The organism is Nonomuraea phyllanthi (genome assembly GCF_006334985.2).
GTDB classification, from domain to species: Bacteria; Actinomycetota; Actinomycetes; order Streptosporangiales; family Streptosporangiaceae; genus Nonomuraea; species Nonomuraea phyllanthi.
In genome coordinates this window covers 55,404-76,064 of record NZ_VDLX02000028.1, presented here as the reverse complement: position 1 = coordinate 76,064, position 20,661 = coordinate 55,404, and the positions used below count along the sequence as shown (strand labels likewise).

Annotated in this window: 41 protein-coding genes; 39 read left to right on the top strand and 2 right to left on the bottom strand. The window is 67.5% G+C overall.

Annotated features, from left to right (window positions below; translation table 11 throughout):
- Window positions 1-8 precede the first annotated feature (8 nt).
- Entirely contained in the window at window positions 9-338 is a 330-nt protein-coding gene (locus FH608_RS46420) for a hypothetical protein (protein WP_139637592.1), read from the bottom strand.
- A gap of 217 nt (window positions 339-555) precedes the next feature.
- Here FH608_RS46420 and FH608_RS46415 point away from each other — a divergent pair, with 217 nt between their 5' ends.
- The 14 genes from FH608_RS46415 (at window position 556) to FH608_RS46350 (ending at window position 9,040) form a co-directional block, all read left to right on the top strand.
- Window positions 556-1,470: a helix-turn-helix domain-containing protein gene (locus FH608_RS46415; protein ID WP_139637591.1), complete on the top strand. Its 915-nt coding sequence runs from the start codon at window positions 556-558 to the stop codon at window positions 1,468-1,470.
- Complete coding sequence (locus tag FH608_RS46410) at window positions 1,467-2,030, top strand: ATP-binding protein (RefSeq protein WP_139637590.1); 564 nt, start codon at window positions 1,467-1,469, stop codon at window positions 2,028-2,030. Before FH608_RS46415 ends, FH608_RS46410 begins: the two co-directional genes overlap by 4 nt.
- A complete protein-coding gene (locus FH608_RS46405; RefSeq protein ID WP_139637589.1) occupies window positions 2,027-3,421 on the top strand; it encodes a replicative DNA helicase in 1,395 nt (464 codons plus the stop codon). Before FH608_RS46410 ends, FH608_RS46405 begins: the two co-directional genes overlap by 4 nt.
- Window positions 3,422-3,431: 10 nt before the next feature.
- The gene (locus FH608_RS46400) at window positions 3,432-3,899 is read left to right on the top strand and encodes a CHC2 zinc finger domain-containing protein (protein WP_139637588.1); all 468 of its coding nucleotides are present in this window, start codon (window positions 3,432-3,434) and stop codon (window positions 3,897-3,899) included.
- Window positions 3,896-4,567 carry a PDDEXK family nuclease gene (locus FH608_RS46395; RefSeq protein ID WP_139637587.1) on the top strand — a complete coding sequence of 224 codons (672 nt, stop codon included), beginning with the start codon at window positions 3,896-3,898 and terminating at the stop codon, window positions 4,565-4,567. Before FH608_RS46400 ends, FH608_RS46395 begins: the two co-directional genes overlap by 4 nt.
- On the top strand, window positions 4,564-5,292 hold the full coding sequence (locus FH608_RS46390) for an endonuclease domain-containing protein (protein ID WP_226900503.1): 729 nt from the start codon (window positions 4,564-4,566) through the stop codon (window positions 5,290-5,292). The genes FH608_RS46395 and FH608_RS46390 overlap by 4 nt, the downstream gene beginning before the upstream one ends.
- Window positions 5,293-5,348: 56 nt before the next feature.
- On the top strand, window positions 5,349-5,831 hold the full coding sequence (locus tag FH608_RS46385) for a hypothetical protein (RefSeq protein ID WP_139637586.1): 483 nt from the start codon (window positions 5,349-5,351) through the stop codon (window positions 5,829-5,831).
- Window positions 5,828-6,289, top strand: a complete 462-nt coding sequence (locus FH608_RS46380; protein WP_139637585.1) for an NUDIX domain-containing protein — start codon at window positions 5,828-5,830, stop codon at window positions 6,287-6,289. Before FH608_RS46385 ends, FH608_RS46380 begins: the two co-directional genes overlap by 4 nt.
- On the top strand, window positions 6,282-6,668 hold the full coding sequence (locus FH608_RS46375; RefSeq protein ID WP_139637584.1) for a hypothetical protein: 387 nt from the start codon (window positions 6,282-6,284) through the stop codon (window positions 6,666-6,668). The genes FH608_RS46380 and FH608_RS46375 overlap by 8 nt, the downstream gene beginning before the upstream one ends.
- Window positions 6,661-7,167, top strand: coding sequence for a hypothetical protein (locus FH608_RS46370; protein ID WP_139637583.1), 507 nt, complete (start codon window positions 6,661-6,663; stop codon window positions 7,165-7,167). Before FH608_RS46375 ends, FH608_RS46370 begins: the two co-directional genes overlap by 8 nt.
- The gene (locus FH608_RS46365) at window positions 7,164-7,562 is read left to right on the top strand and encodes a DUF397 domain-containing protein (protein WP_139637582.1); all 399 of its coding nucleotides are present in this window, start codon (window positions 7,164-7,166) and stop codon (window positions 7,560-7,562) included. Before FH608_RS46370 ends, FH608_RS46365 begins: the two co-directional genes overlap by 4 nt.
- 127 nt (window positions 7,563-7,689) lie before the next feature.
- On the top strand, window positions 7,690-8,430 hold the full coding sequence (locus FH608_RS46360; protein ID WP_139637581.1) for a ribonuclease H family protein: 741 nt from the start codon (window positions 7,690-7,692) through the stop codon (window positions 8,428-8,430).
- A complete protein-coding gene (locus FH608_RS52200; protein WP_193319021.1) occupies window positions 8,430-8,831 on the top strand; it encodes a hypothetical protein in 402 nt (133 codons plus the stop codon). Before FH608_RS46360 ends, FH608_RS52200 begins: the two co-directional genes overlap by 1 nt.
- Complete coding sequence (locus FH608_RS46350; RefSeq protein WP_139637580.1) at window positions 8,831-9,040, top strand: hypothetical protein; 210 nt, start codon at window positions 8,831-8,833, stop codon at window positions 9,038-9,040. Before FH608_RS52200 ends, FH608_RS46350 begins: the two co-directional genes overlap by 1 nt.
- A 4-nt stretch (window positions 9,041-9,044) precedes the next feature.
- Here the strand turns inward: FH608_RS46350 and FH608_RS46345 are convergent, their stop codons facing one another.
- On the bottom strand, window positions 9,045-9,323 hold the full coding sequence (locus FH608_RS46345) for a hypothetical protein (RefSeq protein WP_139637579.1): 279 nt from the start codon (window positions 9,321-9,323) through the stop codon (window positions 9,045-9,047).
- A gap of 144 nt (window positions 9,324-9,467) precedes the next feature.
- Between FH608_RS46345 and FH608_RS52195 the strand changes: the two genes are divergently transcribed.
- The 25 genes from FH608_RS52195 to FH608_RS46225 all read left to right on the top strand — a co-directional run bounded on the left by FH608_RS52195 (window position 9,468) and on the right by FH608_RS46225 (window position 20,519).
- On the top strand, window positions 9,468-9,632 hold the full coding sequence (locus FH608_RS52195) for a hypothetical protein (RefSeq protein WP_193319020.1): 165 nt from the start codon (window positions 9,468-9,470) through the stop codon (window positions 9,630-9,632).
- A gap of 107 nt (window positions 9,633-9,739) precedes the next feature.
- Complete coding sequence (locus FH608_RS46340) at window positions 9,740-10,006, top strand: hypothetical protein (RefSeq protein ID WP_139637578.1); 267 nt, start codon at window positions 9,740-9,742, stop codon at window positions 10,004-10,006.
- A gap of 6 nt (window positions 10,007-10,012) precedes the next feature.
- The gene (locus FH608_RS46335; RefSeq protein ID WP_139637577.1) at window positions 10,013-10,315 is read left to right on the top strand and encodes a hypothetical protein; all 303 of its coding nucleotides are present in this window, start codon (window positions 10,013-10,015) and stop codon (window positions 10,313-10,315) included.
- A 71-nt stretch (window positions 10,316-10,386) separates the two neighbouring features.
- Complete coding sequence (locus FH608_RS46330) at window positions 10,387-10,734, top strand: hypothetical protein (protein ID WP_139637576.1); 348 nt, start codon at window positions 10,387-10,389, stop codon at window positions 10,732-10,734.
- A gap of 76 nt (window positions 10,735-10,810) precedes the next feature.
- On the top strand, window positions 10,811-11,017 hold the full coding sequence (locus FH608_RS46325; RefSeq protein WP_139637575.1) for a DUF7167 family protein: 207 nt from the start codon (window positions 10,811-10,813) through the stop codon (window positions 11,015-11,017).
- A 303-nt stretch (window positions 11,018-11,320) separates the two neighbouring features.
- Window positions 11,321-11,578 (top strand): hypothetical protein, encoded by a 258-nt coding sequence (locus FH608_RS46320; RefSeq protein WP_139637574.1) that lies wholly within the window; start codon window positions 11,321-11,323, stop codon window positions 11,576-11,578.
- A 3-nt stretch (window positions 11,579-11,581) separates the two neighbouring features.
- Window positions 11,582-11,833: a hypothetical protein gene (locus FH608_RS46315; RefSeq protein WP_139637573.1), complete on the top strand. Its 252-nt coding sequence runs from the start codon at window positions 11,582-11,584 to the stop codon at window positions 11,831-11,833.
- Between the two features lie 198 nt (window positions 11,834-12,031).
- Window positions 12,032-12,415: a DUF4326 domain-containing protein gene (locus FH608_RS46305; protein ID WP_226900502.1), complete on the top strand. Its 384-nt coding sequence runs from the start codon at window positions 12,032-12,034 to the stop codon at window positions 12,413-12,415.
- The gene (locus tag FH608_RS46300) at window positions 12,408-12,611 is read left to right on the top strand and encodes a hypothetical protein (RefSeq protein WP_139637571.1); all 204 of its coding nucleotides are present in this window, start codon (window positions 12,408-12,410) and stop codon (window positions 12,609-12,611) included. The genes FH608_RS46305 and FH608_RS46300 overlap by 8 nt, the downstream gene beginning before the upstream one ends.
- Window positions 12,604-12,864, top strand: coding sequence for a Zn-dependent oligopeptidase (locus tag FH608_RS46295; protein ID WP_139637570.1), 261 nt, complete (start codon window positions 12,604-12,606; stop codon window positions 12,862-12,864). The genes FH608_RS46300 and FH608_RS46295 overlap by 8 nt, the downstream gene beginning before the upstream one ends.
- Complete coding sequence (locus FH608_RS46290; RefSeq protein ID WP_139637569.1) at window positions 12,857-13,216, top strand: hypothetical protein; 360 nt, start codon at window positions 12,857-12,859, stop codon at window positions 13,214-13,216. Before FH608_RS46295 ends, FH608_RS46290 begins: the two co-directional genes overlap by 8 nt.
- Window positions 13,209-13,430 (top strand): hypothetical protein, encoded by a 222-nt coding sequence (locus tag FH608_RS46285; RefSeq protein ID WP_139637568.1) that lies wholly within the window; start codon window positions 13,209-13,211, stop codon window positions 13,428-13,430. Before FH608_RS46290 ends, FH608_RS46285 begins: the two co-directional genes overlap by 8 nt.
- A 23-nt stretch (window positions 13,431-13,453) precedes the next feature.
- Window positions 13,454-13,705, top strand: coding sequence for a hypothetical protein (locus FH608_RS46280; RefSeq protein ID WP_139637567.1), 252 nt, complete (start codon window positions 13,454-13,456; stop codon window positions 13,703-13,705).
- Entirely contained in the window at window positions 13,689-14,153 is a 465-nt protein-coding gene (locus tag FH608_RS46275) for an HD domain-containing protein (protein WP_139637566.1), read from the top strand. Before FH608_RS46280 ends, FH608_RS46275 begins: the two co-directional genes overlap by 17 nt.
- Window positions 14,150-14,368, top strand: coding sequence for a hypothetical protein (locus FH608_RS46270; RefSeq protein ID WP_139637565.1), 219 nt, complete (start codon window positions 14,150-14,152; stop codon window positions 14,366-14,368). The genes FH608_RS46275 and FH608_RS46270 overlap by 4 nt, the downstream gene beginning before the upstream one ends.
- Entirely contained in the window at window positions 14,287-14,604 is a 318-nt protein-coding gene (locus tag FH608_RS54610; RefSeq protein WP_226900501.1) for a DUF6011 domain-containing protein, read from the top strand. The genes FH608_RS46270 and FH608_RS54610 overlap by 82 nt, the downstream gene beginning before the upstream one ends.
- A complete protein-coding gene (locus FH608_RS46265) occupies window positions 14,597-15,148 on the top strand; it encodes a hypothetical protein (protein ID WP_139637564.1) in 552 nt (183 codons plus the stop codon). Before FH608_RS54610 ends, FH608_RS46265 begins: the two co-directional genes overlap by 8 nt.
- Window positions 15,149-15,214: 66 nt before the next feature.
- Window positions 15,215-15,406 (top strand): hypothetical protein, encoded by a 192-nt coding sequence (locus FH608_RS46260; protein WP_139637563.1) that lies wholly within the window; start codon window positions 15,215-15,217, stop codon window positions 15,404-15,406.
- Between the two features lie 126 nt (window positions 15,407-15,532).
- The gene (locus FH608_RS46255; RefSeq protein WP_139637562.1) at window positions 15,533-16,303 is read left to right on the top strand and encodes a hypothetical protein; all 771 of its coding nucleotides are present in this window, start codon (window positions 15,533-15,535) and stop codon (window positions 16,301-16,303) included.
- A gap of 721 nt (window positions 16,304-17,024) precedes the next feature.
- A complete protein-coding gene (locus FH608_RS46250; protein WP_139637561.1) occupies window positions 17,025-18,620 on the top strand; it encodes a TROVE domain-containing protein in 1,596 nt (531 codons plus the stop codon).
- Between the two features lie 116 nt (window positions 18,621-18,736).
- Window positions 18,737-18,958: a helix-turn-helix domain-containing protein gene (locus tag FH608_RS46245; protein WP_226900500.1), complete on the top strand. Its 222-nt coding sequence runs from the start codon at window positions 18,737-18,739 to the stop codon at window positions 18,956-18,958.
- Between the two features lie 220 nt (window positions 18,959-19,178).
- Entirely contained in the window at window positions 19,179-19,664 is a 486-nt protein-coding gene (locus tag FH608_RS46240; protein ID WP_139637559.1) for a hypothetical protein, read from the top strand.
- Window positions 19,664-20,062, top strand: coding sequence for a hypothetical protein (locus tag FH608_RS46235; RefSeq protein WP_139637558.1), 399 nt, complete (start codon window positions 19,664-19,666; stop codon window positions 20,060-20,062). Before FH608_RS46240 ends, FH608_RS46235 begins: the two co-directional genes overlap by 1 nt.
- Window positions 20,062-20,334 (top strand): hypothetical protein, encoded by a 273-nt coding sequence (locus tag FH608_RS46230; protein ID WP_139637557.1) that lies wholly within the window; start codon window positions 20,062-20,064, stop codon window positions 20,332-20,334. Before FH608_RS46235 ends, FH608_RS46230 begins: the two co-directional genes overlap by 1 nt.
- Complete coding sequence (locus FH608_RS46225; protein ID WP_139637556.1) at window positions 20,334-20,519, top strand: hypothetical protein; 186 nt, start codon at window positions 20,334-20,336, stop codon at window positions 20,517-20,519. Before FH608_RS46230 ends, FH608_RS46225 begins: the two co-directional genes overlap by 1 nt.
- Window positions 20,520-20,661 lie beyond the last annotated feature (142 nt).

Here is a 20,661-nt window from a genome sequence, read left to right as displayed (position 1 = left end):
TCCGTACCTCAGGAGTCGGAGGGCTCGGGCGAGTCGGTGAGGCGGAAGCCTGCCGCTTCGAGGTCCCGAAGTGTGACGTGGGCGACGGGCCTGGTCTTGCGTGCCGGCGGAGGCTTGATGCCGTCGACCACGTCGGCGTCTTCCTGGATGCGGCGAATGTGTTCCGGCTCGCGCTCGAAGTGACGGGCGATGTCCGCCTGCTTCACGCCACTTGCGCGGGCTTCTCTGATGGCGCGGCCGAATTCGAGCCACGCACCGTTGACGATCTCTTCGGCGAGTTTCTCGGCTCGCTGGACCTCAGCATAGGCAGCATCGAGGGGGGCCATCGGGTCGCTCACCTCTCCATCATCACACCACTGATGTGGCCACCTTAGCATGTGGGGCCCACATTGCAATGTGCCCACATCTCAAGTAGGCCCCACATCATCATGTGGGGTATTGTTGGACTCGAACAACTGAGTGATCAGGGGGACTGAAGTGGCGTCACTCCGAAGATCGGCCTTACCGCATGAGTCCCTGAACCCCTTGGCGACGACGAATGGATGGCCGACCTACATGAGCACGCAAGCGATGGTGTGGGCCCTGGAGGATGCTCCAGACGTACCGGCTCAGGCTCTCGGTGTGCTCATGGGGCTCGCCAACCATGCCGACGAGTTCGGCCGCGGGGCGTACCCGGATCAGCAGACGCTGGCCGGCTACGCCCGCAAGTCTGACCGGTCGTGCAGGTCGGATCTGGCCATGCTGGAGGAGCTGGGGCTGATCCGGCGCGGGGACCAAGGTCTCGTGGCCCATCTCGCGCCCAACAAGCGCCCGGTGGTGTGGGACGTGGCGATGGAGCGTCGCAAAGAACGGGTTGGCCGGAAGCGTGATTCCGGCCGGAATCACGCTTCCGGCCGGAAGCCTGGCGCAGATCAGGACGAATCCGCAGGTGACAGTTCTGCGTCCGGAAGTGGGCTTCCGGGCGGAAGTGAGCGTCCGGCCGGAAGCGCAGCGCAGACAGGCCGGAAGCCTGCTTCCGACAAACCGTCCGTAGAACCGTCCGAGAGTTGTTCTCTCCCTACGGGAGAGAACAAAGACGCGCGTACGCGTGATAGCACCTCCGGCGACTCCTCGAAGCCAAAGCGCAAGAGAGCCACCAAGGCCGAACTCGACGAGCGTGAGCGCCAGGCGCAGGACCTCACCACGAAGTTCTTCGAGCGCTACGAGACCGCCCAGCAGTTCATCGCGATCCGGCAGGTGCTCCGCGGCGCGCTCGGCAACGGCATCAGCCGCGACAACCTCGCCAGAGCCATCGATCGGCTCGGCCGCGAAGGTAAGCCGATCTCCGGCGCCAGCATCCAGTACGTGCTCGGCCAGATGCGAGGCCAGGGCAGGGACTCGCCGGGCAATGGCTCCAACTCACAGTTGCCGCCTCGTGACGGCTACACCTCCGACCTGTCCAAGATCTTCGGGATTGGAAACGCCTCATGACTGATGACCCGAACGGCCTGGCTGAGTGGCACGCAGAGCGGCGCCGTAAGCGCGTCGCGGACTTCCACGCCAGGCGGCCTGTTCGCCTCCGTACCTCCGGCCAACTGCACCCCGACATCGCCGAGTGGGGCAGCCGCCTGTTCGACCACACCGCCGGCAACCTGATCCTTCTCGGCCCGACCGGCACCGGAAAGAGCTGGTCGACATGGGAAGTCATGGAGCGCACCCTCAAGGCCGGATACATGGGCGAGATCGCGATGCGCAGCCAGGCCGAGTGGCAGGAAATCGTCGGCCCCCCCGCTGACCGTGAGGGGTTGGCGAAGATGCGCGACGTTGACGTGCTCGCCCTCGACGACTTCGGAACGTTTCGCGCGGAGGAGTGGCAGCGCGAACTGCTCCTGCCGGTGATCGACGCCCGATGGGCGAACGGCCGACCCACCATCATCACGACGAACCTGCCCGAACTGGGCGAGCGTCTTGGCCCGCGGATCGCATCCCGTCTGGCCGACAACGCGACCGCTGTGGCCCTGGGGGGCCCTGACCTGAGGGCGGGCCGATGACCGACTTCGAGACGTCCGGCTGGGAAGCGACCGAGAAGGTCATCGCCGCGGAGATGGCCATCGCTGGCGCGGCGATCCAGTCCCGGCTCTTGCTGGACGAGGCTGCCGACATTGTGACGCCTGCGGACTTCTACAGCGTCGCCCGCTACGTGTTCGCCGCAGCGCTGGAGGTGCGGGACAACTGCAAGCCGGCCGACCGCGCCAAGACGCGGATCGACACCACCGAGGTGCTGATCCAGCTGCAAAACCAAGGCGACCTCGAGCGGGTGGGCGGCGGCTCGTACCTGCACACGCTGATGGAGCACGCCGCCGTCGCCGGGTCGGTGGGCCGCCTGTGCAAGGAGATCTCCCAGGACGCCGAACGCCGCCGTCTGCAGCAGGCACTCCGCACCAGCATCCAGATGACCGAGCACGCGACGTGGGACCCGTCCACGGACATCGATCAGGTCCGCAAGATGGTCGACGAGGCGTTGACCCGCCGGATCGGCGAGCGACCCAAGGACGTTTCGGCCACCGTGGTCAAACTGCTCGACGAGCTGGAGAACCCGCCGCCGAAGCTCGACGTGATCGAGACGCCGTTTGAGGACCTCAACCACCTGCTCGGCGGAGGCTTCCGCAAGGGGCAGCTCGTCGTCATAGCCGGTCGGCCCGGCCTGGGCAAGAGCGTCCTGTCCGTCGACTTCGCCCGCAAGGCCGCCATCCAGAACGGCGAGCGGAGCATCATCTTCACGCTCGAAATGAGCGAGGAAGAGGTCGTCGACCGCATCACCGCCGCCGAAGGGCGCATACCGTTGCGCGCCATCCGCACCCGCAACGTCACCCGGCAGCAACTCGCCGCCGCCGCGGAGGCCGGCGCCCGCATCTCCGGGTCGCCGCTGACGATCGACTTCGTGCCCGGCTGCACGCTCGATCACATCCGTTCCCAGCTTCGCTGGCTGTCCCGTGAAGACCCGGCGAAGCTCGTGGTCGTCGACTACTTGCAGATCATGACCGCGCCCAAGAATCCGCGCCGTGACATCGAGCTTGGCATGGTCACCCAGCAGTTGAAGGCCATGGCGGGCGAGTTCGGGCTGACGATCGTGCTGCTCAGCCAACTCAACCGCGAGTCGCAGAAACGCACCGACAAGCGGCCCCAGATCGGGGAGCTGAAGGACAGCGGCTCCATCGAGGCGGACGCCGACGTGGTGATCCTCATCCACCGCGAAGATGCCTACGAGCCGGAGTCCCCTCGAGCGGGCGAGGCCGAGCTGATCGTGGCGAAGAACCGCGGCGGCCCCCAGGCGACCGTGACCGTGGCCGCCCAACTCCACTACTCCCGGCTGATCGACATGGCCAAGGACGAGCCCACCTCAACCCCTACCGGCCGACCCGACCTGCACGTCGTGAACTGAAGGAAACCTCATGTCTCTACAGATCCCTGACCGTGACATCGCTCGAGTCCTGGCGCTCAGCCCGATCGCCGACATCGTTCGAGAGCACGTCAACCTCATCCCGGCTGACGACGGCACACTGAAGGGCACCTGCCCGTTCAGCGCCGACCCTACGGAGACGTTCTACGTGGCGCCGAGCCGTGGCATGTGGTTCTGCTTCGGCTGCGATGCCGGCGGAGACGCCATCACGTTCATTGAGAAGATCGAAGGACTGGCGTTCGTTGACGCGGTCATTCGTCTTGCCGACCGGGCGCACCTCGAGCTCGAGTTAAACCCCGAACCCAGCGCAGTGCACGCGGCCCGCGCCTTGCGTGCAGGGATTCCCGAGGCCATCGAGAAGCGTGACCTTGATGCCCTGATTCGCAACCTCGCGGAGTGGCTGTCCACCGATCCCATCGTCCGCCGTGCCGCCGACGCTGGCGAGGAGGGGACGGCGTGAACATCAACCCGATCGAGACCAGGTACCGCGGCTACCGCTTCAGGTCCCGCACCGAGGCGAGGTGGGCCGTCTTCATGGACCACCTCGACGTCCCGTGGGACTACGAATTGGAGGGCTACGTCGTGGACGGCAAGCCCTACCTGCCTGACTTCCTTGTCTACCCCGACACCCCAGCCGCGTTCTGGCTGGAAATCAAGGGCACCGCACCGACGGCCGACGAGGTCGCCAAGGCCCAGGGACTCGCAACCGGAACGAGCATTCCCGCCTACGTCTACTTCGGCAAGGTCGAAGTGCCAGCGCCCGACCTGTCGCACATCACCGACCTCGAAGATCTCATCGGCAGCCCCGGCTACGAATGGGACAACAGCGTCGGATGGCTGCCCTACCCGGTTCGGCCGGCGCAGTGGGAGCTCAACCTCACACCGACCGCCTACAGGCTGAACCCGCGGCCCACGCCAGGGCAGCCGAAGAGCGACTTCTGGTGGTGGATGGACTGCCCTTACTGCCCGCGGGCGATCATCAAGCTGTCTGGCCAGGTGTTCGGCTGCCCAGACCTCCCCGACGACGCCGAGTTGCAAGCCGTGCAATTCCGGCACCACACCCCGCGGCTTCTCGACGCTTACCGCGCTGCCCGGTCGGCTCGTTTCGAGCACGGGGAGTCCGGGTGAGCGTCACCGTCGCTCCGACTGTGGAGGCGATGATCTGGCTTCCGAAAGAAGGCCAGGTGATCGCGAAGGTCCCGCCGCGGAAAGGCAACTTCCGGTGGTTACATCACACGCTGGAAATCCGCTCACCCAGCCTCGAAGGCGATCGGTGGTCCCTGCCTCGCAACTGCCTGATGAAGTTCGTGATGGCGGCGATCGACCGTTTCGGCTACGTCGCGGTGTACCGGGACATGTCGAAGCTGTCGAGGTGCACCAAATCGTGCCTGGATGCGATGGGCATGGAGTGCGACTGCTCGTGCCTAGGCGCCCACCACGGAGAGTCCTCTGGAGGCTGGTTCGAGCGAGTTGGGGACGCCGTGGTGGCGGACTTGGGTGAGATCGCCCGAACCAAGGTCGTCTACGGCCCCAAAGGCGCTGAAGGGGGTGCCCAGGTCTACCGCGGCCAATTGCAGGGCCGCACCTACTCCGTCACCCGGGCCGGCCGCAGCGACTGGCCGAAGGCCGCGGACTTCATGTGTCCAAGTTGCGTGACCGCACGGGCGCAGGTGTGGGACCACTGCCACACCCATGGGTTCGTCCGAGCGCCGCTCTGCAACCCCTGCAACACCCGCCACTGGAGCGGTTGGCGCCCGGTCAACGGTCGGGCCATGCCAAGCCACAACCTCGACACCAACTACTACCGGTGGTGTCCACGTCACGGCGAGCGCGGCCAGGCATGCAGCGCCTAATCCCGCTCCCGCCCCTCCCGATACCGACCTAACAGCCCAAGGGGAGATCAACGCCCATGAGTGACACGAAGACGACCGTGCTGTGCGGCAACGAGGACCACGACGAGGACACCCCGGCGGTCGCTCGTCTCACCTACCCGAATGCCCGGTTCCGTCCGGTTGCGGTCTGCGCCGGCGACCTCGAAGACGTGGCGGAACAGGCGCTCGACGAGAAGGCGAGCGTGCTCATCGAGCCGGTCGAGCACCGACACAAGCCGGTCACCAGCGCGATGAAGGAGGTGGCCAGGCTGCACTTCAGGGAGCGCGGCGGCGACGTGCGCGCGATCCTGCTGCAGGCGCCGGACCACCCAGGTTACGAGGACCTGCCGGAGACGATCGAGGAGCGGCGCAAGCTCCCGGCCCGCTTCCACGTGCCCGTCTGGGACGGCAACGGCCAGCCGAATGCGTGGCTGTGCGCGGTCTGCTGGGAGGACGGCGCCGCCTGGCAGTGGCCGTGCGAGGTCGCGGCGAAGCAGGGCGGCGAGGTGTTCGCCCGATGAGCGCCACGACCGCGGCTGACGCTCGCGTCCAGTTCGCCCAGAAGGCCGTCATCCTCGACGGCGACCGGGTGCTCACGGTCCGCAAAGGCCCCGACGACCCGTTCCAGCCGGGCCGCTGGGAGTTGCCGGGCGGCCGGATGCGGGCGGGCGAATCCCCGGACGACGCTCTGGCCCGCGAGGTGTGGGAGGAGGTCGGGCTGAAGGTGATCCCGGGCCGTCCGCTGGCGGTGTGGTCGTGGCGGCTGGGCGACGGCCCGGACGCTCCCACGGTGGTGGCGGTAGCCAGGCTGTGCGCGACCGCCGCAGGCTCCACGCCTCGCGTCGTGGCCGCCGAGATCGACCGGGCTGCCTGGGTGCCCGTAGGCGACGTTCTCACCCTCGACCTGATCCCGTCCGCTCGCGGACCCATCACGGAAGCGCTCGCCCAACTCGACACCGGGGAGAAGACCCATGGCTGAGACCGTGATCGATCCGGACGCCTGCGTCTCGTGCAGCGCTCCGAACGCGGCGCACCTGCGCGAGCGCGGAGACGGCCAGCACCCAGACGGGCCGTTCTGCGCCCACTGCATGGCCGCGCGCATCGTCGGCACCACCGGGAAGACGATCGCCGACGAGTTTCAGTCGGCGGTGGACACCCTGCGTCGGGCGGCCGAGAGCGCCCGCCGCAACGGCCACCTGACCGGAGACGTCCTCCTGCGGCATCTCGCCGATCCGGTCGCCGACTGGCTGGAGTCAAAGGAGGGCATCCACCTGAGCCAGGACGGGCCGATGCCGGACGACTTCCAGCACGCCCTGCGGATCGCCCGGGTGATCAACCAGGGAGCCGACCATGAGTGACGCGAAGACCGAGAAGACCATCGGCGACGAGCTGCGAGAGACGGCGGCGAAGCTGCGTCGGGTGTCTGCGGGCACCACCGAGGGCCGATGGGTGTGCGGCCAGATGGAAGAGCGCGAGGACTACAGCACGCAGGTAGCAGTCAGCGCGGAGCACACGCTGGTCGCTGAGATCAACCTGAGTACCCGCGATTCCGCGTGGCGTTACATGCGCGACCAGGCCGTTCGGGACGGGCAGTGGATCGCGCTGGCCTCGCCCGCGCTGGCTGAGCCTCTCGCCTCCTGGCTGGAGCAGGCGGCGGAGGAGTTCGACCGCGAGGTCATCACGGACACCCCGGAGTGCCCGAACTGCGGCGAAGGGTGCGCCGGGCACCCTGACGCTCTCGTCCACGACGAGGGGTGTGGGAACTGGCTGGCCGACGCCGACGCGCCCGGCCTTCGCTGCGAGTGCTTCGACCGCCCGCTGGCTGTGGCCAGGGTCCTGAACGGGACCACGTCATGAGCGGCCAGGTCTGGCGGAAGTCGAGCTTCTGCAACGGCGCCACCGCCTGCGGGGAGGTGGCCCTGCTCTCTGACGGAGACATCGGGGTGAGGGACTCCAAGCACCCCGAGGGGCCGACCCTCGTGGTTCCGGCCGGCGACTGGTGCGCGTTCCTGGACGCGGTCAAGACCGGGTCGATGGGCTGGGCTGGCGGGCTGGTGCAGGCGTCCAGGGTCGGTCTGGATGAGTGGCTGGTGTGGTTGACCAGCGACAAGACGGTGGCTCTGCAGTTCACGGAGTCGGAGATGGCGGCGTTCGTGCGGGGTGTCCACGCCCACGAGTTCGATCTGGCGCGGCTCGGGTCGGGCGTGGAAGGCGTCTCCGTGGCTCCAGGATCGACGCTCGCGGGTTTGTAGGGCTCTCCCGTACCTTTTCCCGTCCTTGGGATTGAGCGGGCTTCTGTGGCTCGCTCAGTCGCTCATCAGTCCGAGAAAGATCACTGATCAAGCTCTGCAAGATCGATATTTGAGAGAGGACTCGAACATGCCAGCAGCCGAGGAGGTGAGTTCCGAGATGCTCGCAGCGTTGGCCTACCGCTTCGCCAACGGCACCAGTTCCCCCGAGGGGTCGAGCTGGACAGCGCCGCATCAGGCGCCCGAGACATTCGAGGTAGCCCGCCCCATACGCTTCCGCCTGGACGGATTCACCGGGCAGCGCAACGTGATCGGCACCGACGGGTCGGTCACCCCGGAATGCGAGCACGCCGGGTTCGCTGCCGTCTCCGGCGACGGCCACGTCACTGTCGGGACGTGCCACGGCCCGCGCATGAACAGCCAAACAGCGGAGATGCAGGCCGTCAGATTTGCGCTGCGCCGCTCCGGAGAAGGCCCCGTAACGCTGTTGCTCGACAACCAGGAAGTGATCGCCGCCGTGCAGCACATGGCCCGCACCCGGAAGCCAGCAAGCGGCGGGTGCCGCGACCGGCAGGCGGTCGACGAGGTGAACAACCTGCTCCGGCGCCGCCCCATCACCGTCCGCCACGTCCCCGACGCCGAAGGCACCACCACCTGGGATCGCATGCCGTCGAACCCGCTGATGGCTGCCGCCCACCGCCTGGCCTGGTCGGTGCGGCGCATGCGTCTGGACGGCATCGAACCGACAGGCGCGGCGGTGGACTGGCTGCAAGCAATCGCAGTGGCCAAGACGCGGCGTACGTCGACGCTGCGGGACCGGTACGAGACTTTCCGCCGCCGTCACGCCTCCCAACGGAAGGAGGCTTCCTGATGGCCGCGCCGATGCTGTTCAAGCTGGTCCGCGACGAGGACGTCAGCGGGGTGTCCGGCACAGGCGAGGTCGCCGACGGCGTGCTGTGGCCGGACGGGGCGGTAGCGCTCCGCTGGCGCGGTGAGCGTCCATCCACGGTCCACTACAACCGGATCGACGACGTCAAGCACGTCCACGGGCACAACGGATCAACACGGATCGTGCTCGTCGACCCGTCCGGCCGGCTCGGCAGGATCGCCGACGCCCACTCCAAGAGTGAAGGGCCGCACGGGACGACGTCCGGCCTGTGCGGCGAGTGCGGGTTCGCGTGGCCCTGCCCGACCAACGTGTGGGCGTCCACGGAACGGGACCTGAACGAGGCATGGGATCCCCGCGACGACGAGATCGGGGAGGCTCCCTGATGACCAAGGGCAGCGCCGACTACATCCGCCGCTACTACCAGGTGCCCGCCAAGCGCGGCGCCCGGATCAAGTTCCGAGGGCAGGCGGGCACCATCGTGGGCTTCAAGGATGCGGCACTCCGTGTCCGGCTCGACGACGACCCGAAGCGGATCATCCCGTGCCACCCGACCTGGCGGATCGACTACCTGGACGGGAAGGGCGAGAGGTGAACAGCTACTCCGACTCGCCGGCGGGAGGTGCGGGCGTGGCATCCCGTCCCACAGTGGGCGGGCGGTGCCGTTCGACTCCTTCGGCTCGGGCGATGCGGCGGAACAACTCGTCTGTGAGGCCCGTCCATTTGGCGAGCTGGCCGGTGGTCGCCCCCTGCTTGAGCGCGTGGGCAGCCATCTCCTTGACCTCGGGCAGGAGCGCCTTGTGCGCCTCGTAGTGCCGCTTGAAGCGGGCGAAGGTCTTGGCTTCGCGGTCGTCGGGTGTGTAGTCGCTCTTGCTCATGGCCTCATCCTCGCACACCGAAAGCCCACCGGGAAGGCCACCGCGTTGGGGCTGCTGGCATTCGCCCCGCCAACCTATTGACACCCAACAGGTTGGCCAATACGTTGGGGTTATCAGCAAGGGACACCGACCAGGGAGCACGAGATGACCGCCCGCCTCACCGCCGCCGCCCTCCTCGCCGACAACCCGAACATCACCCTCCAGGAGCTGATCGACTACTCGGCCGGCATGGACTCCAAGAGCGAGGACCAGTTCTGGGCGGCGGTCCGGAAGGAGAGGCCCGCCCTCTGCCCCGAGTGGACCGACTGAAGACCCCAAGGGCCCCGGGAGACCGGGGCCGCCCAGCCCGACCAGCAGTCATCCGGGTGCGAGACCCGGACGGGCACGTAGACCAAACCCAGCAACGAGGAGACGACATGACCACCGCCGTCCGCGAGATCAACCTCGGCACCCTCAACCGCGACCGCCAGGGCCGCTACGCCAAGGTCTTCACGCTGTCCTACGAGACCCGCGCCAAGGGCAGCGGCGAGACCGTCAAGGTCGTCCGCCACCTGCCCGCCTCCGGCGTCGAGACGATCGGCAAGGTGCTCATGAAGGCGTCCGAGGACGTCGCCTGGAACATCGAGGTCCTCGACAACGACGGCAACGACTGCACCTTCGACTTCGCGTACTTCCAGGGCTGACCCGCCATGGCCATCAACTGGAGCGACCTGCCTCCGGCGCCCGCGAACGACACCGCAGACCAGCGCGCCACCCGCGCCGCTGAAGGCCACCCGTGCCTGCGCTGCCCCAAGACCGCGACCACCGCCTACGTGGTGCAGACCGAGGCGGGTCCGCGCTGGATCGACCTGTGCAAGACCGACAGCGACGCGCTGGTGGCGTGGCTGCACCGCGAGATCGTCGTGGTCGAGTTGCCCACGCTGGCCAACCCCAGTCCTGAGGCACCCTCCTCGCCGATGGACGCCCTCGCCGAGTTCTTGTCCACCCGCTGACCCCAAGGGCCCCGCAAGGGGCCCCCTCCTCTTCCTGACCCCAATGCCCGCCCTCGACGTAGGAGACCGCGATGCTCGGCAAGCTCGTCGCCACCGGCAACCCAGACGCTGACGCCTACCTACGGATCGCCCGCAAGATCCGGGGCATCGACGCAGCGCTCGCCACGGCGACCGAGCGCGTCGAAGCCCGCGAGGGCGACACGCACGTCCTGTGGTGGCCGGCGGTGTCCGACGCCAACCCGCTCGGGTACGAGCGCGCCGCCGCTGTGGTGTTCTTCGCTCCCGGCCTGATGGACCGGCTGTGGGGGCAGGCGCAAGAGCACCTGAAGGCGGCGCGGGCGGGCGACGAATGGGCGGCCGAGCTGGTGGACCTGCACGCAGGTCGCCTGTGGGACCCGGCGTTCACGCTCGACACCTGACCCCTCCCGCTCTCCCGGTGTCTCTTCTACCGGGAGAGCGGACCCCAACCCCCCGACGATGACCAAGGAGTCAGATATGGACAACGAGCCGACGATCAAGCTGGCGGTGACGCTCGGCATCGGCCTGGCGAACGCCGAGCGCAGCGACGTGATCGACACGGGGATTCCTGTGAGCGAGTGGAACGCTCTCACCTCGGAGCAGCAGGAGGAGCGCGTCCACGAGGAGTGGAAGGAGTGGATCTGGGAGTACGTCGATGGCGGCGGCTCCGTGGTGGACGAGTGACCTTCTGTCCCGGAGTCCCTTCCGGGACTCCTCAACCTCCGGAGAACCGACCATGAGCGAGTCCCCGCCCGATCCCGCGTCGATGAGCGACACGGACCTCATCTTCGCGATGGGTGTCCACGACGACGTGTGTACCTGCGACTGGTTCCTGGAGTGGCACCGCCGCCGAGGTAGCAAGCCTGCCCCTGCCGAAGACACCGACGACTGACCCTCCCAGCCCTCTCCCGGTACGGCCGGGCACGCGCTCAGAACGCGGAGAGGGCGCTCAGATCCACAAGACCCTCATCGACAAGGAGATGCCCGATGCCCCGCATCCTTTGGGTGAACGCCCCGTACAGCAGCCTGAACGGCTACGTGGGCGGCCTCTGCCTGTTCACTATCGACTGGAAGATCCGCCGCGAAGACCCCGATCACACCCTCAGGACGAAGCTGCCCGGCTTGGACACGCAGGCGTTGAAGGACGACGACGCCGACGTGCTGAAGCGTCGCGCCGAGCAGGTGCTTGAGGAGTTTGTCCAGAAGCTCGGGGCGGTCTTCCCGGACTCCCCGAAGGAGGGCTGAGCCGTGGCCGACGTCAACACCGAGTACGCCTGCCGCTTCACCGGCTACGCCTACGACCCGGAAACCCGCGACGACAAGCAGGCCACGGTCTACGACCTGACCGGGTTCGGCAACGCCGGACTGGCGGCGGCCCGAGCGACCGTGAGCGACACCCGAGCGTGGCAGAAGCGCAAAGGGCTCCCGGTTGACGCCGTCGTGGTGTCCCGGGACGTCCCCGAGTGGACGGTGCACGAGGAGACGGAGACGGAGCGGTGACCTCCCAATCCCCCGTACAGCACGCTGAGGCGCTCGGCCACACCATGGAGTGGGACCCGCCCTTCGCATCCAGCGCCTCCCGGTGGACATGCAAGAGATGCGAGGCGGCTGTCCTGCAGAACCGGAGCCACGTGTACGGCTCCGCCATCGAGAAGACCTGCGACCAGGCGAAAGCGGATCTTGAGAGGGTGATGGGGCGTGCCTGAGACCCGAGAGCCCAAGCGCATCCAGAGGAGACGCACGAAGGGCTGGACCATGCCCGAGGGAGCCGTGTACGTAGGCCGCCCAACGAAGTGGGGAAATCCGCTCCGCTGGACTGATTACCCTTCCGTTCGGTTCGACTGCGACGGCGAGCCGTTCTCAAGCCCCACTTCCGCCCGCCGCCGCTACGCCGTGGTGGACTTCCAGGCTGCCGTCGCCTACAGCGGCGGCATGTCCGGCTACCCGAGCAAGGACGAGATCCGGCGCGAACTGGCGGGCAAGGATCTCGCGTGCTGGTGTCCACTGCCCGAGCCGGGAGAGACCGACTGGTGCCACGCCCGCGTTTTGCTGGAGATCGCGAACGGAGACCCCGATGCCTGAGACTCCGATCACCTGTGAATGGTGTCGTAACAGCCCTGCCACGCAGGCGTTCGTCTTCTACTTCAAGCGCATCCAACGGAAGACTTCTCTGGTGTGCGAGCCGTGCGGCGACCGAGGCGAGCAGGACGTCGCCCGGAACGATCCCGTGGTGTGGCGGTACCGGCTCACCCCGATCAAGGAGGTGCAGAGTGCCTGAGATCCCCGAGGAAGCCCTACGCGACGCCGTACGGGCTCACGAATGCGCCTGGGTGTCCGGAGCCTCCCGCGAGGACCTGGTACGGGCAACCGTAGAAGCCGCCGTAGACGCCCTCGCCGGCGCGGGCCTGGTCGTCGTCTCCGCTGAAGACCTGCGCGCCTACACGTACCGAGGCGTCGACATGACCGAAGAGGAACGGGACGCGATGAACCGCCTCCGCGCCGCCCTACCCGAGGAGTCCGCCGATGCCTGACTTCACCGTCCCGATCCGCAAGCTCGCCACCCTCAACGACACCTCCCCGTACGAGCGGGTGTTCGTCATCCGGCAGATCCTCGACCGGGTGTACCGGGAGGGCTATGACGAGGGATACACGCGGGCGATGGGAGACCGGGGCACAGCGGATCTGATCGCCGACGACCAGGACCGCAAAGACGCGGCAGGCGAGCGGACCCGGATCGCCCGCCACTTCGACGACATGGTGATCACCCGAGAGTGGCGGCGCCGCTTCGAGGACCGCCACGCCGAACACCTGGGCGACGGCGTCACCGTACAAGGCGTGCTGAAAGCCGTCATCGATGAGATCAAGGGGATGGACCGTGCCTGATGACCTCCGTTATCGGGAGATCAAGACCAAGCTGACAGCCCGGTCGTCACGAGCGCTCGGCGAGTTGGCCGCTCGCACCAACCTGTCGGAGGTGGACATCGTCAACAGGGCGCTCCAGATCTACGCCTACGTTGAGGCAGAGCAGGCGGCGGGCAGGCAGATCCTCACCCACGACGAGCGGGAGGGCGAGACGCATGTCCTCCGATGGTTCTGACCTCAACGACCAGGAGACCGACCATGGCTGACCCCGCCCTGGCCATAGACCTCGAAGCCCCGTTCGCCGGCTACGAGTCCGTGACCGAGTGGTACGTAGGCGAGTACACCGATCACGTCTACCCGTCGTGCCCTGCTCTGCGACGCTCAGGGGAGCCTCCGCGGCGCGGGCAGGGCAGGCTGTACCCGGAGGCGGGGGACGTGTGCGGCTGGTGTGCGCGTACGTGGAGAGCCCGCAAGGCGAAGGAGGTGACCGCCGATGACCTTCACATTTGAGGACGCCTACCGTCTCGCCGAGAAGGCCCACCACGGCCAGACGGACAAGGCAGGAGTGCCGTACATCCACCACCCTCTGGCCGTCGCCGACGCGCTCACCGAACACGGCGAGCAGGCCCGCATCGCGGGGATACTCCACGACGTCATCGAAGACACCGACGTGACAGCGGAAGACCTTCTCGCCGCTGGAGTGGAAGCGGACACCGTGGACGCGATCCTCTCGGTGACCCGCCGCGAAGGCGAGGCTTACGCCGACTTCATCCGCCGAGCCGCAGCGCACCCGATGGGCAGGCTGGTCAAGAGAGCAGACATCGGCCACAACTCCGCGCCTGACCGTCTGGCCACTTTGGAGCCGAGACAGGCCGCATCGTTGGCTCGCCGCTACCGCCAGGCGCTGGCGATCCTCGACGAGGCAGAGACGCCAGCACCACCCGAGGAGGAGACGTGAACTGGCTCGTGTGGCTCCCGTACGGGACCCTGGCGCTATCCGTGGTGGCCCTCGCCGTGTCGATCTGGGTCTGTCGCGACGTCAAGCGCAGCGCCCAGCGGGCCATCGCGAACTGGGAGCAGGCTGAAAAGTCGTGGAACGAAGCGGAACGCCGCTGGAAGCAGGCAACCAAGGACTTCAAGACCGCAGCGCAGATCAGACAGAAGCGGCCTTGACCCTGCTCGACCTCGAAGCCCCGCCCCTCCCGCCCATGTACTGCCTCGCCCGCTGCGGCAAGCTCCTGTGGGACCCCAAGAGCCGCGAACTCGGGTACGGGCCGGAGTGCGCGGCCAAGCTGGGCATCATCACCCCGCACTCTCCCCGCTTCTCCCGGAGAGACGGAGGAGACTGCGAAGGGCAAGGCGACTTGTTTGAGGCGCACGAAAACGGGAGCTCTGATCGCCATGCCTGACGCCCTGCCCGCGTTCGAACACCTGTGGGCCACCCTCGAAGCCGAGCGCGCCGCCTGGGAGAAAGCCAAGCCCGCCTACCGGCAGCGGATCGAGGACAACGACGCCACGCTCCATGCCGTGAAAAGCAACGTCCAAGACGCACTCGACGCGCTGGCCGCATCGAAGCATGGTCCGCCTATCACCCAGGACATGATCCGCGCAGCCGCCGCGCGCGCCCGCCGCCGCTTCCGCCGCTCAAGGATCACTGACGCGCTGCGAGGGCGCCCCGCACCCACCATCCCAGAGTGCGCCCATGACGACGTCGTCGAGGTCGTCTCCGCCGGCGAAGTCGTTGCAGGGCTCTGCCAAGGATGCGGTGAGCAACTGACCGCAGCATGGCTCACCTGCCAACACCAGTGCGTGGACCGGCCCTACGTTGACCCTGAGGCGATCTCATGGCCCGAAATCGGCCACAGTGTCCGCCTCGCCATCCACCAGTGCCCAGACTGCGAGACCACGTGGTGGCAGCCCGTGACGATCGCCGAGTGGGTGAGGTGGCTTTGAGGCTCTTGCTGCCGATCCGCCCGTCTGGACATACGGCAACGTCTCACCTGCGATAATGATCGCATTGTGTACGACCCGAATCCCGCCCTCGTCTCCCGCCACCCGCGCCTGCCCGGCGTCGAGCTGATGCACGGGCCGCGCTCGGGTGAGTCCTACCTGCTCGCGGTCGGCGTCCGCTTGGACCCGGACCAGCTGGTAGACGTGGGCGAGTGGCTGGCCAAGCAGGGCCGGGAACAAGCCGCCCGCCGAAGACGCTGAGACGCGAAGAGCGGCCCTCCGCCGTCACTCGGAAGACCGCCCTCGACCCCACTACCCTCGCCACACCTCAGCCGCCACAGCCGAAGCTTCTCCCGCTAGCGTACCGACCTCGGGGGAGGCACCACAGTGTTCGATCCGTCCATCTCGCCCGAAGGGGCCTGCGTAGGCTCGTGTAACCACCGAAGCCGAGAAGCATGGAGGGCGTACCACAAGGCCCGCGAGGCGCACGCCGCCGCAGTAGAGGCGTGGCTGGCAGCCGGCCAGCAGGGCGAACCGCCTGCCGAACCTGAGCAGCCCGACGTCCGCTTCTGGCCCGGCGCCCCGCTCGTCTGCGAGAACGACAAGGCGAAAGTCCGCGCCGCGCTCGCCGACCTTGACGAGCTGATGACGCTCCGCCTGCTCTACGGCGACGGCTACGAAGCCCGCGGCGAATCAGAACGCGTCTCTGGTTCGGCGGAACCGCCCTCCCCGTCGTCCGCGTACGACGACCTGAACGATCTGCTGGGCTGGCTGCGACACCACGAGACCACCTACCGGGCGTCTCAGCTGGACTGGCTCACCGCCCCGTACCGAGGAGCGTCCGCGTCGGCGCTCACGTCCGCAGTCGGCTGGCTGTCGAAGCATCTGGACGGCATCCTCGCCCACCCCGAGCTCGCAGCCGAGTTCGCTGAGGGTGTGCTGCGCTGGACCCGCCGCATCGACCAGGCGGCGAAGGCCCGGCCCCGCCGACGCAGCAAGCCCCTGAGGTGCCCCCAATGCCATTTGGCGACGCTCTCCCAGATGGACGGCGAAGACAAGATCGAGTGCCGCAACCGTGATTGCGGAGCATCTCGCGGCGGGCCAGTCGTCATGACGCAGGACGAGTACGACGCACTCGTCCTGGAGAAGGCGTCATGAGCGCCCAGTGCCCCACCTGCCTCGGCAGGGGAGAGGTCCCCGACGCGAAGACGTGCGCTCTGCCGGACTGCGGACGCGAGTTCGTGTGGCAGGACGACGGACGAGGTCGAGCGCACCCGAGAGCGGACGCGATCTACTGCTCCAAGGCGTGCCAGCACGCCGCCGGGATGCGCGCCTACCGATCCCGGAGGGCTGCGTGATGTCATAGCTCGGGGCGATCGCATCACTTTTCCCGACCCGCCCGAAAATGGGCTGTGACGCGTCACGCCTACCGCTACGGTGGGGAGTGCTTCAGGTGCGAGGGCTCCGGTTCCTTCATCTGCTAAATGAAACCGACCCGGCGCCGTTCTGATCTCTGAAGCTCACAACTGGATATGCACCTTCCCGGTGCGCTGACTGCGGTTACTTCAGTCTCAATAACTGACAAGACAGGTTCGACTCCTGTGCTCGGCTCTGGCCGAGCGTCGCGGGACAAGCCAAACACCGCCGTCACCTTGATCTCGGGAGGGATACAACTTCAGAGCGCGTGCCCGGTGCGCAGGCATGGGTTACTTCCTTTGGGAGGGTGGAGTCGCAGGTTCAAGTCCTGTCACCCCGCACTACGCGGGGTGTAGCTCAGTTGGCAGAGCACACAAACAGTCACCTACGCCGACCTTGATCTCGGGCGCGATCTCTTGAACGAGCCCCTCTCGATCGACATTCGAGAGGGGCTCGTTGCGTTATGACGAAGTTCAACAGCACGACCACCCGCCCGGCCGTGTTCAGCCCGGTGAAGACCGAACGGACCCCATCCGGGCGCACCCACGAGGGAGCCCCTGGATACATCAGGGACGCAAAGGGAGAACTCTTCCTGCTCGCCGTGTCGAACATGGTGGGCGAAGACACCTTCTACGAGAAGGCCGGCGGCCGGGACAACCGGTTCCGGGCTCTCGTCCACCAGGTGGCCATCGAGGACGGCGAGTGGCTGGCCCGGTTCCTGCCGTGGCTGCGCGGCGAGGCGAACATGCGGTCCGCGCCGATCGTCGCCGCGCTCGAAGCGGTCAAGGCACGTCTCGCCGCGGGCGAGCAGGGCCTTAACCGGCAGCTCGTGAACACAGTGCTCCAGCGCCCAGACGAGCCAGGGGAGGCGCTCGCCTACTGGACGTCCACGTACGGGCGTGCGATCCCGAAGCCGGTCAAGCGCGGCATCGCCGACGCCGTCCAGCGGATGTACAACGAGCGCAACCTGCTCAAGTACGACACCGACTCCAAGGGCTACCGGTTCGGCGACGTCATCGACCTCGTTCACCCGTCGCCGGACGCGGCGAAGCGCTGGCAGGGCGACCTCTTCCGGCACGCGCTCGACCGGCGCCACGGCCGCGACAACGACATTCCCGAGTCGCTCGCCATGCTGCGGCGCCGCGCACACCTCATGTCGATGCCGGTCGCCGAACGCCGCGCGATCGTTGCCGTGGGCGTGCCGTCCGCGGTCAACGCCACGCTCGCCGACGCGGGCATGACGTGGGAGGCGCTCGCGGGCTGGCTTCAGGGGCCGATGGACGCGCAGGCGTGGACGGCGGTTATCCCGTCGATGGGCTACATGGCGCTGTTGAGGAACCTTCGCAACTTCGACCAGGCCGGCATCCCCGACGAGATCGCCGACCAGATCATCGCCAAGCTGGTGAACCCGGAGGAGGTTGCCCGCTCCCGGCAGCTTCCGTTCCGGTTCTTCTCGGCGTATCTGAATGCTCCGTCGCTGCGGTGGGGTCACGCGCTCGACAAGGCGCTCACCCTGGCCACGTCGAACGTTCCCGCGTTCAAGGGGCGCACGCTCGTGCTCGTGGACACGTCGGCGTCGATGACCGGTAGCCGTATCTCCGGCAGGTCGTCCGTCTCGCCGGCGCAGGCCGCGGCGTTGTTCGGGGTGTCGCTGGCAGTGAAGGGCGGCGTGGACCTGTACGGCTTCGCTGACAGCGTGTTCAAGCACGAGGTCGGCAAGGGCGCGTCTGTGCTGCGGGAGTTGGAGCGATTCGCCGCGCGGACGGGCGAGGTGGGCCACGGCACGCAGATCGCCGCGTCCGTGCAGCGCACCTACTCCGGCCACGACAGGGTCATCATCCTGTCGGACATGCAGACGATGAGCGGCTACTACGCCGGGAACGTCACCGACGCCGCGCCCAAGCACATCCCGATGTACGGGTTTAACTTGGTCGGCTACCAGCACGCGGCGATGCCGACCGGCGCCGGGAACCGGCACGAGCTCGGCGGGTTCTCCGACTCCACGTTCAAGCTGATCCCGCTGCTTGAGGCGGGGAGGTCGTGCGACTGGCCGTTCTGACCAGCGCCGACTTGTGGATCAGCGGCGTGACGCGTTACTCTCGGTTTTCGGAGACGTGTGCCCCGGTCAGGAAGAGATTCCAGGCCGGGGCTTTTTCGTGTGCGGGGGAGGTGGCCGTGGCCGACTACGACCCCGAAGAGGTGTACGTCACCACTGCCGAAGCTGCGGCGCTGTGCGGTGTGAAGCCGCCGGCTGTCCGCCAGTGGGTGAAGCGCGGACACCTGGAGCCTGTAGGCCGGGACGAGCGCGGTCAGATGCTTTTCACGCAGCTGGCCGTTGCGAAGGCCGAGTACGCGACTCGGAAGCACGCGCGCCGGCCGGACAACGTCGCTGCCTAGACACCGCTAGAAACCCTGAGACGCGCGCTCCCGTGAGGAGTGCGTCGGCTCCGCTGTTCTTCCCCGATGGTTCAGCGTCGAGCCCCACCCTGGTCGCCCGGCCCTCGTGTCGTGAGGGTCGCGGGGTCGGGCGACCAACCAAAGACGTGCGGCCGGGCCTAGCTGGGGGGTCAGGTCCGGTCGCGCGGTAGACCCCCTGGAACCCCCTTGGAGAGCACCAATGAAGGTGTACCTAGCCACGAGTGGCGCCTACTCGGACTACGAAATCGATCACGTCTTCGCCAGGCGCGAGGACGCCGAAGCGTACGAGCTGGCCGACCGGGTCGAAGAGTTCGAGCTGCACGAGGGACCTGTCGAGACGCGCGTCTGGTATTCGCTCACCTGGTGGCCCGACGAGCCTGACGGAGATCACGAGGTGCCGATGTCCGGCCACGGACACCGCCCTGACTACATGCTCACCCTCACCAACCCGCGCCCCATTGAAGGGCGGCGGCGCGACTTCGACGCGCGACCCAATCACGTGGAGCATCGCTGGATGGGTGGCTACGCCAAGGGAAAGGCGTCGCTCACCGTCGAAGGCTGGGACGCTGAGCGCGTCCTGAAGGTGTACGGCGAGCGCCGCGCCGAGTGGCTGAACAACAGGACGCTCGGCATGGTGTGGGACTCGGAGAAGTGCGTGTGGACGCCCGGCGAGGTGGACGCCTGATGCGCATCCAGATCTTGCCCCTCCCTGCCGTCATGGTCGGCGACGACCTTGAGGAGCCGTTCGCGCTGGTCGTGGATCAGTGCCGCTACGACGACCCGAACCTCATGTCACCGCACGTAGCCGACGTCATGGCGCGGCGGTGGCGGGAGTTCGCCCAGGAGTGCGGTGCCCGGTCGGTGATCATCACTGACGAGACGGTCGAGGTTGTGGACGGGTACGCCGAAGCCCCCGCCGTCGAGCCGAGCCGGACCCATGAGGTCCGTCTCAACGTTCCGGGCGTAGATCCTGAGCGGGTTGCGCGGGAGATGTGTGCCCGGCTTGGCCGGTGCCAAGAGTGCGGCAAGCGGCCGTGCACCTGCTCGCCAGAGGAGCCTCCCAGCGAGGAGGCGCGGGTCTGATGGCCGAGGTCAAGCGAACCCGCTCAGCGTCCCTGTACATCCGCAGCCGCCCGCCTTACCAGGGCAGCATGACGGTGTGGGCGCTCAGGGACTTCGTTCGCGCCCTCGACGCTGAGGGTGTCAGCGACAAGACCACGGTGGATTGCCACCACTCCCACGACACCCGGCATGTCGTCTCCCTGTCGGTACGGGAAGCGACCACCGAAGAGGTGAGCGAGCCCGGCGACGACGCATCCGGAAGCGAGCACCAGGGCGACGAGGGGCAGGGCTGATGGCCGCGCTCACCGCCGCCCACCTGCACGAGGTGGCCGAGTGGATGCGGCGCTGGCAGCCGACCCGGCGCGTGGCCGCTGATCCCGCCCGATCCCGGATCCTCTCTGAAGGACAGGACCGGGTGATCGTGTACGAGGAGGCGGCAGTCAGACGGCTGGTGCTCACCTCGCGGGCGCGGTCATGAACGCCCTCCACCGTGCCTGGCGGGCATACGCCGACCCTGCTGGCAGCGAAGCGGCAATGGTCCTCAAAGGGATGATCCCTCTGGAGTTGGCTGCCTGGAACTATCGGGCGTTCGCCCCAGAGGGTTGGCCTGTCCTGTCCGG